The organism is Sandarakinorhabdus sp. FBCC-B8862, assembly GCF_059745315.1.
In genome coordinates, this window is record NZ_CM185574.1 from 1,872,358 (window position 1) to 1,887,406 (window position 15,049).

18 protein-coding genes are annotated in these 15,049 nt (G+C 65.8%); 9 read left to right on the forward strand and 9 right to left on the reverse strand.

Translation table 11 applies throughout. The features are described from left to right. The first annotated feature begins 7 nt into the window (after positions 1–7). The 6 genes from lptB to AC6BOR_RS09140 are packed head-to-tail and all read left to right on the forward strand — an operon-like array spanning position 8 to position 7,034. Positions 8–775 (forward strand): LPS export ABC transporter ATP-binding protein, encoded by a 768-nt coding sequence (gene lptB, locus AC6BOR_RS09115; RefSeq protein ID WP_498058150.1) that lies wholly within the window; start codon positions 8–10, stop codon positions 773–775. 15 nt (positions 776–790) lie between these two features. Next, positions 791–2,293, forward strand: coding sequence for an RNA polymerase factor sigma-54 (gene rpoN, locus AC6BOR_RS09120; protein WP_498058151.1), 1,503 nt, complete (start codon positions 791–793; stop codon positions 2,291–2,293). Between the two features lie 46 nt (positions 2,294–2,339). Next, the gene (locus AC6BOR_RS09125; protein WP_498058152.1) at positions 2,340–3,689 is read left to right on the forward strand and encodes a M48 family metalloprotease; all 1,350 of its coding nucleotides are present in this window, start codon (positions 2,340–2,342) and stop codon (positions 3,687–3,689) included. 2 nt (positions 3,690–3,691) lie between these two features. Beyond that, entirely contained in the window at positions 3,692–4,447 is a 756-nt protein-coding gene (locus AC6BOR_RS09130) for a DsbA family protein (RefSeq protein ID WP_498058153.1), read from the forward strand. A gap of 3 nt (positions 4,448–4,450) precedes the next feature. Continuing rightward, entirely contained in the window at positions 4,451–5,197 is a 747-nt protein-coding gene (locus tag AC6BOR_RS09135; RefSeq protein WP_498058154.1) for an alpha/beta fold hydrolase, read from the forward strand. Between the two features lie 22 nt (positions 5,198–5,219). Next, a complete protein-coding gene (locus tag AC6BOR_RS09140) occupies positions 5,220–7,034 on the forward strand; it encodes a M2 family metallopeptidase (protein WP_498058155.1) in 1,815 nt (604 codons plus the stop codon). A gap of 198 nt (positions 7,035–7,232) precedes the next feature. Here AC6BOR_RS09140 and AC6BOR_RS09145 read toward each other — a convergent pair whose 3' ends face one another. From AC6BOR_RS09145 to AC6BOR_RS09155, 3 genes are all read right to left on the reverse strand, one after another. After that, positions 7,233–7,967 (reverse strand): M48 family metallopeptidase, encoded by a 735-nt coding sequence (locus AC6BOR_RS09145; RefSeq protein ID WP_498058156.1) that lies wholly within the window; start codon positions 7,965–7,967, stop codon positions 7,233–7,235. 165 nt (positions 7,968–8,132) lie between these two features. Next, a complete protein-coding gene (locus AC6BOR_RS09150) occupies positions 8,133–8,570 on the reverse strand; it encodes a YcgN family cysteine cluster protein (protein ID WP_086115372.1) in 438 nt (145 codons plus the stop codon). Then, positions 8,560–9,177, reverse strand: coding sequence for an SCO family protein (locus tag AC6BOR_RS09155; protein WP_498058157.1), 618 nt, complete (start codon positions 9,175–9,177; stop codon positions 8,560–8,562). Before AC6BOR_RS09155 ends, AC6BOR_RS09150 begins: the two co-directional genes overlap by 11 nt. 65 nt (positions 9,178–9,242) lie before the next feature. Between AC6BOR_RS09155 and AC6BOR_RS09160 the strand changes: the two genes are divergently transcribed. From AC6BOR_RS09160 to AC6BOR_RS09170, 3 genes are read left to right on the forward strand one after another with little or no spacing between them, the layout of a single operon-like run. Beyond that, the gene (locus tag AC6BOR_RS09160; RefSeq protein ID WP_498060639.1) at positions 9,243–9,827 is read left to right on the forward strand and encodes an ankyrin repeat domain-containing protein; all 585 of its coding nucleotides are present in this window, start codon (positions 9,243–9,245) and stop codon (positions 9,825–9,827) included. Positions 9,828–9,885: 58 nt separating this feature from the next. Then, entirely contained in the window at positions 9,886–11,184 is a 1,299-nt protein-coding gene (locus AC6BOR_RS09165; RefSeq protein ID WP_498058158.1) for an ActS/PrrB/RegB family redox-sensitive histidine kinase, read from the forward strand. Between the two features lie 2 nt (positions 11,185–11,186). Continuing rightward, positions 11,187–11,732: an ActR/PrrA/RegA family redox response regulator transcription factor gene (locus tag AC6BOR_RS09170; RefSeq protein WP_086115374.1), complete on the forward strand. Its 546-nt coding sequence runs from the start codon at positions 11,187–11,189 to the stop codon at positions 11,730–11,732. Positions 11,733–11,738: 6 nt separating this feature from the next. Here the strand turns inward: AC6BOR_RS09170 and AC6BOR_RS09175 are convergent, their stop codons facing one another. Genes AC6BOR_RS09175 through dnaQ form a run of 6 tightly spaced genes read right to left on the reverse strand, consistent with a single transcriptional unit; the run spans position 11,739 to position 15,026 of the window. Further along, positions 11,739–12,203 (reverse strand): MmcB family DNA repair protein, encoded by a 465-nt coding sequence (locus AC6BOR_RS09175; RefSeq protein WP_498058159.1) that lies wholly within the window; start codon positions 12,201–12,203, stop codon positions 11,739–11,741. A 54-nt stretch (positions 12,204–12,257) separates the two neighbouring features. Further along, the gene (locus tag AC6BOR_RS09180) at positions 12,258–12,830 is read right to left on the reverse strand and encodes a cell wall hydrolase (RefSeq protein ID WP_086115376.1); all 573 of its coding nucleotides are present in this window, start codon (positions 12,828–12,830) and stop codon (positions 12,258–12,260) included. Between the two features lie 33 nt (positions 12,831–12,863). Beyond that, positions 12,864–13,196, reverse strand: a complete 333-nt coding sequence (locus AC6BOR_RS09185) for a DUF1491 family protein (RefSeq protein WP_498058160.1) — start codon at positions 13,194–13,196, stop codon at positions 12,864–12,866. Then, positions 13,193–13,675 carry a PTS sugar transporter subunit IIA gene (locus tag AC6BOR_RS09190; RefSeq protein WP_498058161.1) on the reverse strand — a complete coding sequence of 161 codons (483 nt, stop codon included), beginning with the start codon at positions 13,673–13,675 and terminating at the stop codon, positions 13,193–13,195. The genes AC6BOR_RS09185 and AC6BOR_RS09190 overlap by 4 nt, the downstream gene beginning before the upstream one ends. A gap of 11 nt (positions 13,676–13,686) precedes the next feature. After that, positions 13,687–14,316 carry a ribosome hibernation-promoting factor, HPF/YfiA family gene (gene hpf, locus AC6BOR_RS09195; RefSeq protein WP_498058162.1) on the reverse strand — a complete coding sequence of 210 codons (630 nt, stop codon included), beginning with the start codon at positions 14,314–14,316 and terminating at the stop codon, positions 13,687–13,689. A 44-nt stretch (positions 14,317–14,360) separates the two neighbouring features. Next, positions 14,361–15,026, reverse strand: a complete 666-nt coding sequence (dnaQ, locus tag AC6BOR_RS09200) for a DNA polymerase III subunit epsilon (protein WP_498058163.1) — start codon at positions 15,024–15,026, stop codon at positions 14,361–14,363. Between the last annotated feature and the right edge of the window lie 23 nt (positions 15,027–15,049).

A 15,049-nucleotide genomic window follows, 5' to 3' on the forward strand; every position in this document is an offset into this window, starting at 1 on the left:
TCCCATCATGAGCAGCACCGAAACCCTGCCCCGCACCGACACCGCCGCCCCGCTGCGCGGCCTGTCGGTGGACGGCATTGGCAAGCGTTACGACAAACGGGTTGTCCTGCGCGATGTCTCCCTGTCGGTCAGGCGCGGCGAAGTCGTTGGTTTGCTTGGACCAAATGGCGCCGGCAAGACGACCTGCTTCTATTCGATCATGGGCCTCGCCATGCCGGATTCGGGCCGCATCCTGCTCGATGGCCACGATATCACCGGCCTGCCCATGTATCGCCGGGCTGCACTGGGTCTGGGCTATCTCCCTCAGGAAACAAGCATTTTCCGCGGGATGACGGTGGAACAGAACATCATGGCCGTGCTGGAAGTGGCCGAACCCGATGCCGCCGCCCGCGCCGCCCGGCTGGAAGAATTGTTGAGCGAATTCAACATCGCCCGCCTGCGCGCCGCCCCGGCCATGGCGCTTTCCGGCGGCGAACGGCGCCGCGCCGAAATCGCCCGGGCGCTGGCCGCCAACCCCTCCATCATGCTGCTGGACGAGCCGTTCGCCGGCATCGATCCCATCTCCATCGCCGATATCCGCGCCCTGGTCGTGCAGCTGCGCGCCCGCGACATCGGGGTGCTGATCACCGATCACAACGTCCGCGAAACCCTTGAAATCGTTAACCGCGCCTGCATCATCTATGATGGCCGCGTGCTGTTTGAAGGCACGCCGGAAGCGCTGGTGGCGGATGAAACCGTGCGCCGCGTCTATCTGGGCGAGGATTTCAGCCTGTGATGCAGGGCGGCTGACATGGGTTTGGGGCCCCGCCTCGAAATCAGGCAGTCCCAACAGCTGGTGATGACGCCCCAGCTGCAGCTGGCGATCAAGCTTCTCACCCTCACCAATGTCGAGCTAGAAGGCTGGATCGGCGAGGAACTTGAACGAAATCCGTTGCTTGCCAGCGGCGGTGACGCCGAGCCGGCTGAACCCGTGGCCCAGTCCAGCATCGATGACAGCCGCGAGCCGCTGCCAGCACCGGTGGAGGCCAGCAGCGCCGGGCTTGAACAATTGCTGCGCGATGGCGTCCCGTCGGGCGACGGCACGCCGCTGGAAGCCGATTACACCGGCGAACGCTTCCACCACGACTGCGCCAGCGACCAGCCCGCCGACTGGAGCGAGCGACCCGGCATCGGCAGCGACGAGGAAGGCTTTGATTTCGATCGGGTTTCCGGCAGCGGACCGACATTGGCTGAGGTGCTGGAACAACAGGCCGCCAGCCGGTTTGACGGCCTGGATCTCGCCATCGCCCGCTTCATTATCGATGGGCTGGACGAGTGTGGTTACCTGGTGGAACCAGTGGACGAGATCGCCGACCGGCTCGACATCAGCCCCGCCGCCGTGGAGGTTGTTCTGGCTGAGGTGCAGATGTTTGACCCGGTTGGAGTCGCGGCGCGCACCTTGTCGGAATGCCTGATCGCCCAGGCCCGCGCCGCTGACCGCTGCGACCCGGCCATGCACAAGCTGTTGATGAATCTTGATCTTGTCGCTCGCGGCGACATGAACGGCCTGATGCGGCTGATCCGGCTGGATCGGGAGGATATCGTGGACATGATCCGCGAGCTGAAATCCTATGACCCCAAGCCGGGCCTGCGCTACAGCGGTGAGCCGGCAACACCGGTGGTGCCCGACGTGTTCGTGACACGCGGTGCCGACGGCGCCTGGCAGATCAGCCTGAACCAGGCCACCCTGCCCCGCCTGATCGTTGATCGCGACTATCATGCCGAGCTGGCCAGCGGCGCCGACAAGGCGACCAACAGCTTCCTCAACGAATGCGTGTCCAGCGCCAACTGGCTGCTCAAGGCATTGGATCAACGTGCAAAAACCATCGTGAAGGTGGCCACCGAAATCGTGAAGCTGCAGCAGGGCTTCTTTGAGAACGGGGTCAGCCATCTGAAACCGCTGACTCTGAAGACCGTCGCGGATCTGGTCGAAATGCATGAATCGACCGTGAGCCGGGTGACCAGCAACAAGTATCTGCTGTGCGAACGCGGCCAGTTCGAGCTGAAATATTTCTTCACCTCAGGCGTTGCCAGCGGCGACGGCGAGGCCGCTTCGGCGCTGGCCGTGAAGGACCGCATCGCCAGGCTGATCGCGGCTGAAGGCGATGATGTCCTGTCTGACGACAAGCTGGTCGAGCTGCTGCAGGATGAGGGTTTTGACATCGCCCGCCGCACCGTCGCCAAATATCGCGAGGCGCTGGGCCTTGGGTCATCGGTGCAGCGGCGGCGGGCCAAGGCGATGCGGGCGGCGTGATGCCCGCTTCACCCAGGGTTAAACCATGATGGGACAGGGCTGGCGCATGCCCCGGTTCATTCTTGCCTTGCTGGCACTGGTGCTGCTGGCCCTCCCCCGGCCGGCGGCGGCACAATCCATCCTGCGCGATGCCGAGACCGAGGCATTCCTGCGCGATATCAGCCGCGACATGGTGGTGGCCGCCGGGCTCGACCCCCGCAATGTGCAGTTCGTGCTGGTGGGCGATCCCAGCATCAACGCCTTTGTGACGGGTGGGCAGAATGTGTTCATCCATTCCGGCCTGTTCATCGCGGCCGACAATGTGAACGAGCTGCAGGGCGTGATCGCCCACGAACTGGGCCATATCACCGGCGGCCATGCCGTGCGCTTTGGGGAGGGCGCCACCCCGGCCAGCCGCATTTCGCTGCTCAGCCTGCTCGGCGCGGCGGCCGCGGTGGCAGCCGGCGCGGGTGAGGCGGGCATGGCCATTCTGGGCCTCGGCCAAACCGCAGCACTCGCCAAGTTCTTAAGCTTCACCCGCGATCAGGAAAGCCGGGCCGACCAGGCCGGTGCCAGCTTCCTGGCCAAGGCTGGCTTGTCGGGGCGCGGCTCCATCGCCTTTTTCCGCAAGCTGCAGGGGGAAGAATATCGCCTCGCGATCCCGCAGAATAACGAATATGCTCGTACCCACCCGCTTTCCAGCACCCGCATCAACAATCTTCAGGCCGTCTATGAGAAGGACAAGGCCTGGGATGCGCCGTTGAACCCGGCGCTGCAGGCGCGCTTTGAACGCATCAAGGGCAAGCTGACCGGCTATGTCGAAGAGCCACGCATTGTCATGCAGCGGTATCCGGAAGGCACCAACACCGCCGGGGCACTCTATGCCCGGGCCTATGCCTGGCACCGGTCTGGGTATCCGGACCAGGCCATGGCCGAGGCCGCCAAGCTGGTGGCGCTGGCGCCGAATGACCCCTATTTCCTTGAGCTGGAAGGGCAGATCCTGCTCGAATCAGGCAAGGTCGAGGATTCGTTGCCCGTACTACGCCGCGCGGTGAGTGCTGCGCCAAACGAACCAATGATCCTGACGCTGTTGGGCCATGCCCTGGTGACCAGCGAGGACAAGATCCTGCAGGCTGAAGCCGAACCGCTGTTGCGCCGGGCGGTTGCGCTGGACCGGGAAAACCCGTTCACCTGGTATCAGCTTGGCGTGATCTATGACCGGCGCGGCGACAAGCCCCGTGCCGCGCTGGCCGCCGCCGAACGCTTCAGCCTGGAAGGCAACGCCATGGGCGCCATGATGAATGCCCAAGTGGCGCACGCCGGCTTGCGGCCGGGCACCCCCGACTATATCCGGGCTGACGACATCATGCTGATCGCCGGCGACGCGGTGGAACAGCAGCGCAAGAAGAAGAGGTGACCATGGCCAGTTTCTGGAGCCGCCGGTTGAGCATGGGTGCGGCCCTGCTGCTGGGCCTTGCCGGGGCCGGGGTTGGCGCGGGCACCGCCATGGCGGCGGGCCAATCCGGACAGCCAGCCAACCGCGCCGAGATCGAGGCGATTGTTCGCGACTATATCCTGAACCATCCCGAGATCATCCCCGAAGCCGTGGCCCGGCTGGAGCAAGCCGAAGCCCGCAAGGCGCTGGCGGCCAACCGCACCGCTGTCGAAACCCCCTTCCCCGGCGCCATCGCCGGAAATCCCAAGGGCGACGTGAAGCTGGTGGTGTTCTTTGATTACGCTTGCCCCTATTGCCGGCAGGGCCATGCCGATGTGCAGAAGCTGATCGCCAGCGATCCCAAGCTTATGGTGGTGTATCGCGATTTCCCCGTGCTCTCCCCGGCCAGCACCGAGGCGGCAATGGCCAGCCTGTCGGCTGCGAGCCAAGGTGGTTATGGCAAGTTCCACAACGCCATGTTCGAAAGCCCCGGCCGGGTGAGCCTGGCGCGCACCATGGGCATCGTGAAAGGCGTTGGCCTTTCGGAAGACAAGGTGACCGCCGATCTGACCAATGCCACGCTGCGCGCCGAGCTGGACCGCAACCTGGCCCTGGGCCGGGCGCTGGGCCTGACCGGCACCCCCAGCTACATCATTGGCGACAAAATCCTGTCGGGCGCGGTGGGCTTTGATCAGCTGAAGGCCGCTGTCTCCGCCGCCCGCGCCGAAGCCGGGCGCTGATCCATGCAACGCTTCGCCGGGTTTGACGGGGCCGAACTGGCGGTGACCGAGATCGGCACCGGCCGGCCGATCATCCTGCTGCACGGACTGTTTTCTTCGGGAGAGATGAACTGGCGCCGTTATGGTGCCGCCGCCGAGATTGCGGGCGCCGGATACCGTGTGATCATGCCGGATTTTCGGGCCCATGGCCTCAGCGCGGCGCCGCATGATGCCGCGGCTTATCCCGCGGATGTGCTGGCCATGGATATCGAGACGCTGATCGGCCAGCTGGGCCTGACCGATTTCGACATTGGCGGCTATTCGATGGGTGCCCGCACGCTGGTGCGACTTCTGGCGCGCGGCCTGAAACCGGGCAAGGCCATAATTTCCGGCATGGGGCTGGAAGGGTTGATCGGCGGCACGGCACGGGCAGATTTCTTCAAGCGGGTGGTCGCCCGGCCCGATGGCTGGCCCGCCGGCAGCCCGGAAGCCTTTGCTTCCGCCTTCATGAAACAGAACAAGGTGGATGGCATCGCCGTGGGCCATCTGCTTGACAGCTTTGTGTCAACGCCGCTGGAGGTGCTGCGCAGGCTGGACACGCGCTGTCTGGTGCTGTGCGGCCGCAGCGACCAGGACAATGGATCGGCCCCGGCGCTGGCGCTGGAACTGCCGAATGCGGCGCTGGTGGAGATTGACGGCAACCACATGAGCGCGGTGACCAAGCCGGATTTCGGCACCGCCATTACGGCCTGGCTGGGCCACCCGTTGTAACGAAAAAATTGGGGGACGATCGATGAAGAGTTCGCATCTGGCACTGGCCTTGGCCCTGTTGTTGCCCACGGCGGCGCAGGCCGCCGAACCCGATGTGGCGGAGGCCAAGGCCCTTGTTGCCAGTGCCGAGGCGCAGCTTTCGGCCTATGCCGACCGGGCGCAGCGGGTGGCCTGGGTGAACGCCACCTTCATCACCGACGATACCGATGCCATGGCGGCCGAAGCCGGCGCCGAAGGCACGTTGCTGCAGGTGAAGCTGGCCAAGGAGGCGGCGCGGTTCAACAGCGTGACCGGGCTGGATGCCGACACGGCGCGCAAGCTGTTCCTGCTGCGCCAGGCCATCGTGCTGCCCGCGCCTGACACGCCGGGTGCCGCCAAGGAACTGGCCGAAATCGCCACCCGCCTGCAGAGCACTTACGGCAAGGGCAAGGGCACAGCGCGCGGCAAGGATACCGTGGGCAATGATCTGGAAGCGCTGATGGGCACGGAGCGTGACCCCAAGGTGCTGCAGGAAATGTGGGAAAGCTGGCACAAGGTGGGAACGCCGATGGCGGCCGATTATGCCCGGCTGGTCGAGATCGCCAATGCCGGCGCCAAGGAACTGGGCTTTGCCGACACCGGCGCCATGTGGCGGGCCGGATACGACATGCCGGCCGCCGACTTCGAAAAGCTGATCGACCGGCTGCTGGCCGAGGTGATGCCGCTCTATGTCGATCTTCACTGCTACACCCGCGCCAAGCTGAACCAGAAATATGGCGATGCGGTGCAGCCGAAGACCGGGCCGATCCGCGCCGATCTACTGGGCAATATGTGGGCGCAGGAATGGGCCAGCATCTATGATGTGGTGGCGCCGCCCGGAGCCGGCGAGGTGGGCTATGACATTGGCGATCTGCTCACCGCCAAGAAGGCCGGCCCGCTCGACATGGTGAAATATGGCGAGAATTTCTATTCCTCGCTGGGCTTTGCACCGTTGCCGGGCACGTTCTGGACGCGCAGCCAGTTCACCAAGCCGGCGGACCGCGAGGTGGTGTGCCACGCATCGGCCTGGGACATCGACAACAAGGATGACCTGCGCATCAAGATGTGCATCAAGGTGAATGCCACGGATTTCGTGACCATCCACCACGAGCTGGGGCACAATTACTACCAGCGCGCCTACAAGGCGCAGCCGTTCCTGTATCTGAACAGCGCCAACGATGGTTTCCACGAGGCGATTGGCGATTGGGCGGCCCTGAACGTCACGCCGGAATATCTGGTGAAGGTGGGCCTGCTGGATACGGCCAAGGTGCCTGATGCCAGCCGCGACGTAGGCCTGCTGCTGCGCCAGGCAATGGAAAAGGTGCCCGGCATGCCGTGGACCGCACTGGTCGACAAATGGCGCTGGGGTGTGTTTGCCGGCACCACCAAGCCGGCCGATTACAACAAGGCTTGGACCGATCTGCGGCTGAAGTATCAAGGCATCATTCCGCCGGGCGAGCGGCCGGCCGATGCCTTTGATCCTGGTGCCAAGTTCCACATCCCTGGCAACACGCCCTATGCCCGTTATTTCCTGGCCCGCATCCTGCAGTTCCAGTTTTATGAGGCCGCCTGTGCCCAAGCCGGCTGGACCGGGCCGCTGCACCGCTGTTCGGTGTTTGGCGACAAGGCGGTGGGCACCAGGCTGAACGCCATGCTGGAAATGGGCATGTCAAAGCCGTGGCCGGACGCGCTGGCCGCCTTCACTGGCACCAGGGAGATGAGCGGCAAGGCCATGCTGGCCTATTTCGCGCCGCTGCACGCCTGGTTGAAGCAGCAGAACAAGGGCCAGAAGTGCGGCTGGGGCGCCGCCAAATCCTGATCCGGTGATGAGAAGGAGCACCCCGCCGGTTTTGACACAATTGACGATTCTTGCGGGATTCAGCGTTGTTTTTGCTCGGTTCGCCGCGCCGGATGCGACACAAATGACACATCTCGCGGGTGTGAGACGGCTGGCGTTGCCGCGCGCCTGAGCCGTCGACTGCAGCATGATGACAGGCTTTGCCCGTGTAGGACAGGATTAGAGCGGACGGCCGACCCAGTGGAGGGCGGCGCCGTGGCGGGCCAGCCAGCGGCGGGCATCCTGGGCGCGCGGATCGAGCGCGCGGTTGAGGGCGTGGAAGGCCGGCGAGTGATTGGGGTGGACAAGGTGCGCCGCCTCGTGCGCGGCGATGGCGTGGCGCACGAAGGCCGGCGCCAGGATCAGCCGCCAGCTATAGGCGATGCGCGCGCCTTCCGGCCGGTTCCAGCCGGCGCAACTGCCCCAGCGGGTGGCGGGATCGCCGACAGAGACACGGGCCACCGTGCGGTCCAATTGATCAGCAAAGCGCTGCGTCGCGGCCTCCAGATCGGCTTTGGCCCGCGCCTTCAGCCAGCGTTCCAGCCTGGGGCCAAGCGATTCCGCCGGCCCGCCCAGCCGCAGCCGGTCGGCCAGGAGCACGGGCGGGCGCGGGTGGCCGGCCTGCCAATCGATCAGCACCGGGGCGCCATCGATGGGGATGATGAAGCCCGGCGCGAACGGGATCGGGCGCGGCCAGGTCGCCACCCTGGCGGCAATCCAGTCGTGGTGGGATTTCAGCAGCGCCAGCGCCGCCGCCTCCCCACCGCGCGGCGGCAGGCTGATTTCGATCGCGCCCGAGACACTGTTGGCCTTCAGTCGCACCATGCGGGCGGTGGTGCGGCGGGTGGCGACCAGTGGCACACGGCGGCCGGCGATGTCCAGCACGTCGGGCAGGGTGGGGCGCAGGCGCAGCATGGAGTGCGAACTAGCTTCGATTGCGTTCTCGTGGAATCCCAAACCCGCTCATCCTGAGCCCGCCGAAGGGCGAGCTTGTCGAGGCAGGTTCCCAGGGCAGTGCGTGCCTCGACAAGCCCGGCATGAGCGGTTCAGTCCAGGGGCGATGGAACCCAGGGCGGCCCTTCAGAGCGGCTTGTCGATGATATGGTCTTCCAGATCGCCGACCTGATCCTCGCGCACCACCCGGCCGGCAACCGATTGGCCGGCGCGGTGGATGGCGTCGCGATCGCCGCTGATCAGATGGTGCCACGGCGCCAGCCCCTGGCCGCGATGGACGCGCAGATAGGAACAACTGTCGGGCAGCCAGTCGATCTCGTCCAGCCGGTGCGGGGTGAGGCGCACGCATTCCGGCACCAGCGCTTTCCTGTTGCGATAATCCGAACAGCGGGCGGTGGCGGTGTCGAGCAGGCGGCAGCAGACATTGGTGGGGAAAATCTCCCCCGTCTCCTCGTCCTCCAGCTTGTGCACGCAGCATTTGCCGCAACCGTCACAGATGCTTTCCCACTGTTCGCGGCTCATCCGCTGCAGCGGGATCACCTCCCAGAAGGGTTTAGCGGACATGGGTGGCCAGCATTTGCGTGATGGCTTCGGCGGTCAGGCCCTGGTGGGCGAGAAAGGCGATGGGTTTGCCATCCGGACCATAGAGATAGACCATGGCGCTGTGGTCCATCAGATAATTTTCCGGATCGCCGGTCTCCATGCGCTTGGCATACACGCCATAGGCTCTGGCAACCGCAGCAATCTGGTCTGGCGTGCCGGTGAGGCCAACAAGGCGGCGGTGGAAGGCGGCGACAAAGGGCTTCAATGCGGCCGGCGTGTCCCGCTGGGGATCGATGGTGATGAAGATCGGTGCCACCCTGGCGCTCCGGGCGGCATCGCTGGCTTCAAAGGCCTTCAGGCCGCGGCCCAGCAGCGCCAGATCAGTGGGGCAGACATCGGGACAGAAGCCATAGCCGAAATAGATCAGGCGATAGCGGCCAGCGAAATCAGCCTCGCGCACGCTTTGGCCGTTCTGATCAGTGAGGGTGAAGGGCCCGCCCAGGCTGGCACCCGCCAGATTGCCCTGGGGTGCGGGCGGGGTGGCAAAGCGCATCCAGCCGAGCAGGCCGGCCAACGCCACTGCGATGGCCAGCACCAGCCACAGGCGGATATTCTTGCCTCTGTTCATTGGCGGCTCAACTGGTTATTCGCTATCATCCAGTCACGCATAGGGCGAAAGGTGGGCGCTTGTCGATGAAAAGCCAGATGATGGCCGTGATGGTGATGCTGGCCCTGGCCAGCCCGGCCGCGGCACAATTTTCCGACAGCTACAACTTCATCAAGGCGGTGAAGGAGCGCGACGTCAACAAGGCGATCGAGCTGGCCGACAAGCCGGGCACCACGATCGTCAATGTGCGCGATGGCGACACCGGCGAGGCGCCAATCCACATTGTCACCAAGCGCGCCGATCTGGGCTGGCTGGGCCTGCTCTATCAAAAGGGTGCCAACCTCAACGCCAAGGATCGCGATGGCAACACGCCGTTGATCCTGGCCAGCATCAGCCGCTGGTCGGAAGGTGTGGCGACGCTGGTGCGGTTGAAGGCGCAGGTGAATCTGCAGAACCGGCTGGGCGAAACCGCGCTGTTGAAGGCGGTGCAGGCGCGCGATACTGATACCGCCAAGCTGCTGATCGATGCAGGCGCCAATCCCGACCTGGCAGACAACAGCGGGATTTCCGCCCGCGTCGCCGCCGAAGCGGATCCGCGCGCCGGGGCGATTGCCAAGTTGATGAAGGATGTGGCGGTGAAGGCGCCGGCCAAGATGCAGGGGCCGATGTAAGGGCCAAGTGGCTGGAACCATGCGCCGCATGGGCATGGGTGGGGCAAAGGACTAGGCGATGGCGATGGAACGGCCATCGATTGCGGCAGCGGCGTTTGATCGCCCCAGTGTGCGGGTGCGCACGCTGGCCAATATCCGCTGGATTGCGATTTTCGGGCAGTTCATCACCTTGCTGGTGGTGGGGCTGTGGTTTGAATTCCCGCTGCCGTGGGGATCGCTGCTGGCCGCGGTTGGCGCGTCGATGATCCTCAACATCGGGCTTTCAACCCTGTATGAACGCACCGACCGGATGACCGGCCGGGAATTGAGCCTGCATCTGGCCTTTGACCTGATCCAGGCCGGGGTGCTGTTGTTCCTCACCGGCGGGTTGGCCAATCCCTTTGCGCTGCTTCTGATCGTGCCGGTGACCATTGCGGCCACCTTGCTGCGCGCGCGCGACATGGGGCCGCTGGTGGCGCTGGCCTGCGGGGTGCTGATGGTGGTGTGGCTGTGGGCGCAGCCGCTGCCCTGGGCGGGGCCGCCGCCGGACTTTCCGCTGGTGTACCGGGTGGGCATGCTGATCGCCTATGCGCTGGCGATCGGCTTTCTGGCGACCTATCTGTGGATGGTGTCGGCCGAGGCGCGCGACCGGGCGCGGGCGCTGGTGGCCACCGAAGCGGCGTTGACCCGCGAAGCCCGCATGAACGCGCTGGGCAGCCTGGCGGCGGCGGCCGCGCACGAGCTGGGCGGGCCGCTGGGCTCGATCAGCCTGATTGCCCACAGCCTGGAAGAACAGTTGGGCGATGATCCGGATTTTGGCGACGATATCCGCCTTCTGGGCGAAGAGGCCAAGCGCAGTCGCCGCATCATGAAGGAGCTTTCGACCCGGGCCGAGGCGGAGGACCCGTTTGCAGTGCTGACGCTGGACCTGCTGTTGCACGAGGTGTCGCAGAGCGTGAAGCCGACGCGGGTGCCGGTGAAGGTGGTGGCCGGGCCGCCACAGCCGCTGGTGCAGCGGTCCCCGGAATTGCTGCACGCGCTGAACAACCTGGTGTCGAACGCGGTGCGCCATGCCGGCACCGAAGTGCGGATGGAAAGCATCGTGACGCCATCGGAAATCCGCATCGCCGTGCTGGATGACGGCTTTGGCTTTCCGCCCGATCTGCTGCCACGGCTGGGCGAGCCGATGCTGGGGCCGTCGCGATCGAAATCGGATTCGACTGGGCTGGGTGTGTTCATCGCGACGACGCTGATCGAACGCACCGGCGGCCGGCTGGCCTTTTCCAACCGGCCCGAGGGCGGGGCCCGCGTGGACGTGCGCTGGCCAAGGGAAGTATTTGAGGTTAATGAACCTGTTCAGGGGCAAGAGGAGTATTGACGATGGCAACCGAGCCTGAAGCCGAAGGCCGCCCGCTGCTGCTGGTGGATGATGATGCTCCGTTCCGTCAACGCCTGTCGGTGCTGCTGGCGCGTAAGGGCTTTGCTGTCACCTCCGTCGGCAGCATTTCCGAAGCCCGGGTGGAAGCCGCGCGGCTGAAGCCAAGCCACGCCGTGGTGGACATGCGGCTGGAGGATGGCAACGGCCTCGACCTCGTCGCCGAGATGCGCGCGATGAGCCCGGATGTGCGCATCGTGATGCTGACCGGCTATGGCAATCTGGCCACGGCAGTGGCGGCAGTGAAGGCTGGCGCCATCGATTATCTGGCCAAGCCGGCCGACCCGGAAGACATTGTGCGGGCGCTGTCAGCCGATGGCGGCACCCGCCCGGAAGCGCCGCCGGAGCCGATGTCGGCCGACCGGGTGCGCTGGGAGCATATCCAGCGCGTGTATGAACTGTGTGACCGCAACGTGTCGGAAACCGCGCGCCGGTTGAAGATGCACCGCCGCACGCTGCAGCGCATCCTGGCCAAGCGGTCCCCGAAATAGTCGGGCTCAATCGATCCCGAAGGCCAGGCTTTCGGGATCGGTGAGCGCCAGCCAGCGCTGCGCCCCGCGCCGGGCGAGATTGAGGGTGATGGCCTTGCGTCGGCTGGCGTTGAGCGGGCGCCAGGGGGCATCCCGCACGCCTTCCGCATCGAAGCGATCCGCGATGATCAGGCCGGTCTCCTCTGGGCGGAAGGATGGCGTGTGCAGATCATCCAGCGGCAGGCCGGCGGGGACGGCCCAGAAATAGCGGTCACAATGATCGAGATAGTCGGTCCATTTCCGGTCGCCGCGCAGATCAGCAAGGCTGACCTTGATTTCAACCAGCGTCAGCCGGCCGGCGGCATCGACGCCCAATAGGTCGGCGCGGCGGCCGCCGGACAGCGGCACTTCGGCCAGCGGCGCAACCCCGGCGCGCAGCAGCCAGCGGCAGGTGCCGCGCAGCACGTCAGCAGCGGTGAGATGATGGGCCATGCCGCCATCTTGGCGGAACGCATGGGGAACAGCAAGCCCTGGCGGGCCAGTGCTTCAGCGATAGAAGACGTGGTTGCCGATGCGGGCGACGCGGGTCAGGCGCCAGCGCGGGTTGAGGCGGGCGGCGTGGAAGCTGTGGGCGCCTTCGGCCATGTCGTGCCACAGGCCCTGCATGGCGATGCGGGCCACGGCGAGCGCGGTGGTGAAGGTGGCGGTGCCACGCTGCACCTTGGCGGCGATGAAGTTGAACTGGCGCGGGGCCTTGATGACGCCGCACACACCCTTGCCCCAACGGCCGGACTGGGCGCGGTTGACGACGGCCTGGGCGACGGCGAGCTGGCCTTCCAGCGCCTCACCCCGGCTTTCGAACCAGACGGCGGTGGCGAGGCAATCCAGTTCGGCATCCGTGGCAGCCGGCGCCGTGGAGACCATCTGCACCAGATTGGCGAGGCCGGAGGTGCCGGCAGCCGGCTGGCCAGCGGCAGCGGCGACCACGCGGTCATCCTCACCGGGCAGGATCGGCAGGCTGGTTTCGGCCAGCGCCGGGGCGGCAACGGCCATCAGCATGGCCGCCGCGATCAACCGCGCCGCCTGGCTTTTGATGTTCCGGATCGCCCCTGCAACCATGGCAAGGGTTACAGCGTAGCTAGGGGTTGGCAATCAACCGGGCGACAGTATTTGCGCGACGAGTTGAGCCGCCTGCGGGATATCCAGTTCGATCACCCACAAATCCGGGTCGCGCCGACGCGCCCGTTCGATCCAGCCGGGCACGGCATCGCCGCTGGCCATCACCGCCATTTCATAGCCGGCGGCGCCGAGCACCGGGGCCAGCAGCTCTTCGTTGCCGCCACTGCGGGCGACCACGGCAATGGCGCCGGCTTCGGCATCGCCGCGCGCCAGCACGGCGCCAAAGCCGCCCCGGGCCGCGACCTGGCGCAACAGCCAATCAACCCGCAGCCGGCTGACCAGCCGCGGCAGCTCAGCCTCGCTCATGCTGAAACGCGGGTGTCGCCGGTGATGATGGCGCGGATGGCGGCGGCATCGGCAGCGGCGCGGATGGCCGGCAGCGTGGCCGGATCGCGCAGGGTGCGGCTGATCCGGGCCAGCGCCTTCAGATGATCGCTGCCCGCCGTTTCGGGGGAGAGCAGCAGCACCACGACATCAACCTGTTCGCCATCGCTGGATTGCCAGTCGATCGGCTGCGGCAGGCGGGCCAGCGCCGCCTGGCATTGGTCCAGCCCGGCCAGCCGGGCGTGCGGAATCGCGACGCCGCCGCCAAAGCTGGTCGAACCCAGCGCCTCGCGGGTGCGCAATGCCTCGTTAACGATGATCGCCGGGATGCCAAGTTCAGCCTCGGCATGGCGGGCCAGCGCCATCAGCACGGCATCACGGGAAAACGCCGCCAGGCCGGGGATGATCCCGTTGGCGAGCAGCAGGCCGGCAAAACCGGCAGACTGGGCGGCGCTTCCCACGATGGTTCCGGTCAGCCGGCCATCACCGCGCGGCGTGGCGCTCCGGCCGACTGGGCCCGGGGCTCGACCCAGCCGATGGTGCCATCCTCGCGGCGATAGACCATGTTGTGATCGCCGGTCGCGCTGTTGACGAACAACAGGGCGGTGGTGTTCCTGAGATCGAGCATCATCACCGCATCGCCAACGCTGGCGGTGGGAATGTCCACCCGGGTTTCGGCGATGATCAGCGGGGCGTCACCGGCCGGCTCCACATCATCGGGCGCGGCAGCGAAAATCTTGTATTCGGCATTGTCGAGTGGCGGCAGCTCTGCCACTTCCGGCGCGGTGCGGCCGGCGGCGGGGGAATGGCGATCCTTCAGGCGGCGCATGTAGCGCCGCAGCTGTTTGTCGATGCGATCGGCGGCGCCATCGAAGGCGACATGCGCATCGGCGGCGCGCGCCGAGCCCTTCAGGATCAGATCGGCCATCACATGCATGACGATGTCGCATGCGAAATGCCCATAAGGCGCCGGCCCGAGCGTGACATGGGCGGACAGGGCGCGGGGGAAATATTTCGCCACCATCGCACCAAGCCGTTCGTGCACATGTTCGCCAAAGGCGGCCCCGGTATCGACCTGGTGCCCTGAAATGCGGATATCCATGCCTTGATTCTCCTTGTGCGCTGCTGACCAGCGACTACTGCCGGTCACGACAGCCAGAGCGGGTCTTTCAGGCCGGCCACAAAGGTGGCGTGGGCTGCCAGCTCCTCCGCGCTGGCATGGTGAACACGTGGCGCCAGACTCACCCGCTCGTATTCAGTCTCTTCCTGTGCGGCCCCGGTGGCAAGGTCGAATCCGATCTGCCGGCCTCCGGTCAACTCGATATAGACACGGGCCAGCAGCTCGGCATCGAGCAGCGCGCCGTGCTTGGTGCGAGCCGAAAGATCAATGCCATAGCGGGTGCACAGCGCATCCAGCGTGTGCTTGGCACCGGGGTTGGCCTTGCGGCTGATCTCCAGCGTGTCGATGGCGCGGCTGATCGGGATGATCGGCATTCCGGCGCGCTTCAGTTCCCAGTTCAGGAACTCCATGTCGAAGGCGGCATTGTGCGCCACCAGCGGTGCATCGGCGATGAAGGCGAGGAAATCATCGATCACCTGTTCGAAGATCGGCTGGCCGGTGAGAAAGTCGCTCGACAGGCCATGCACCCGCTCGGCATCCTTGGGCATCGGGCGCTGCGGATCGAGATAGGTGTGGAAGGTCCGCCCCGTGATGGTGCGGTTGATCATTTCCACTGCGCCGATTTCGACGATGCGGTGGCCATCACCGGGCATGATGCCGGTGGTTTCAGTGTCCCAGACAATTTCGCGCATGGACCCCATGTAATGCAAAGGGG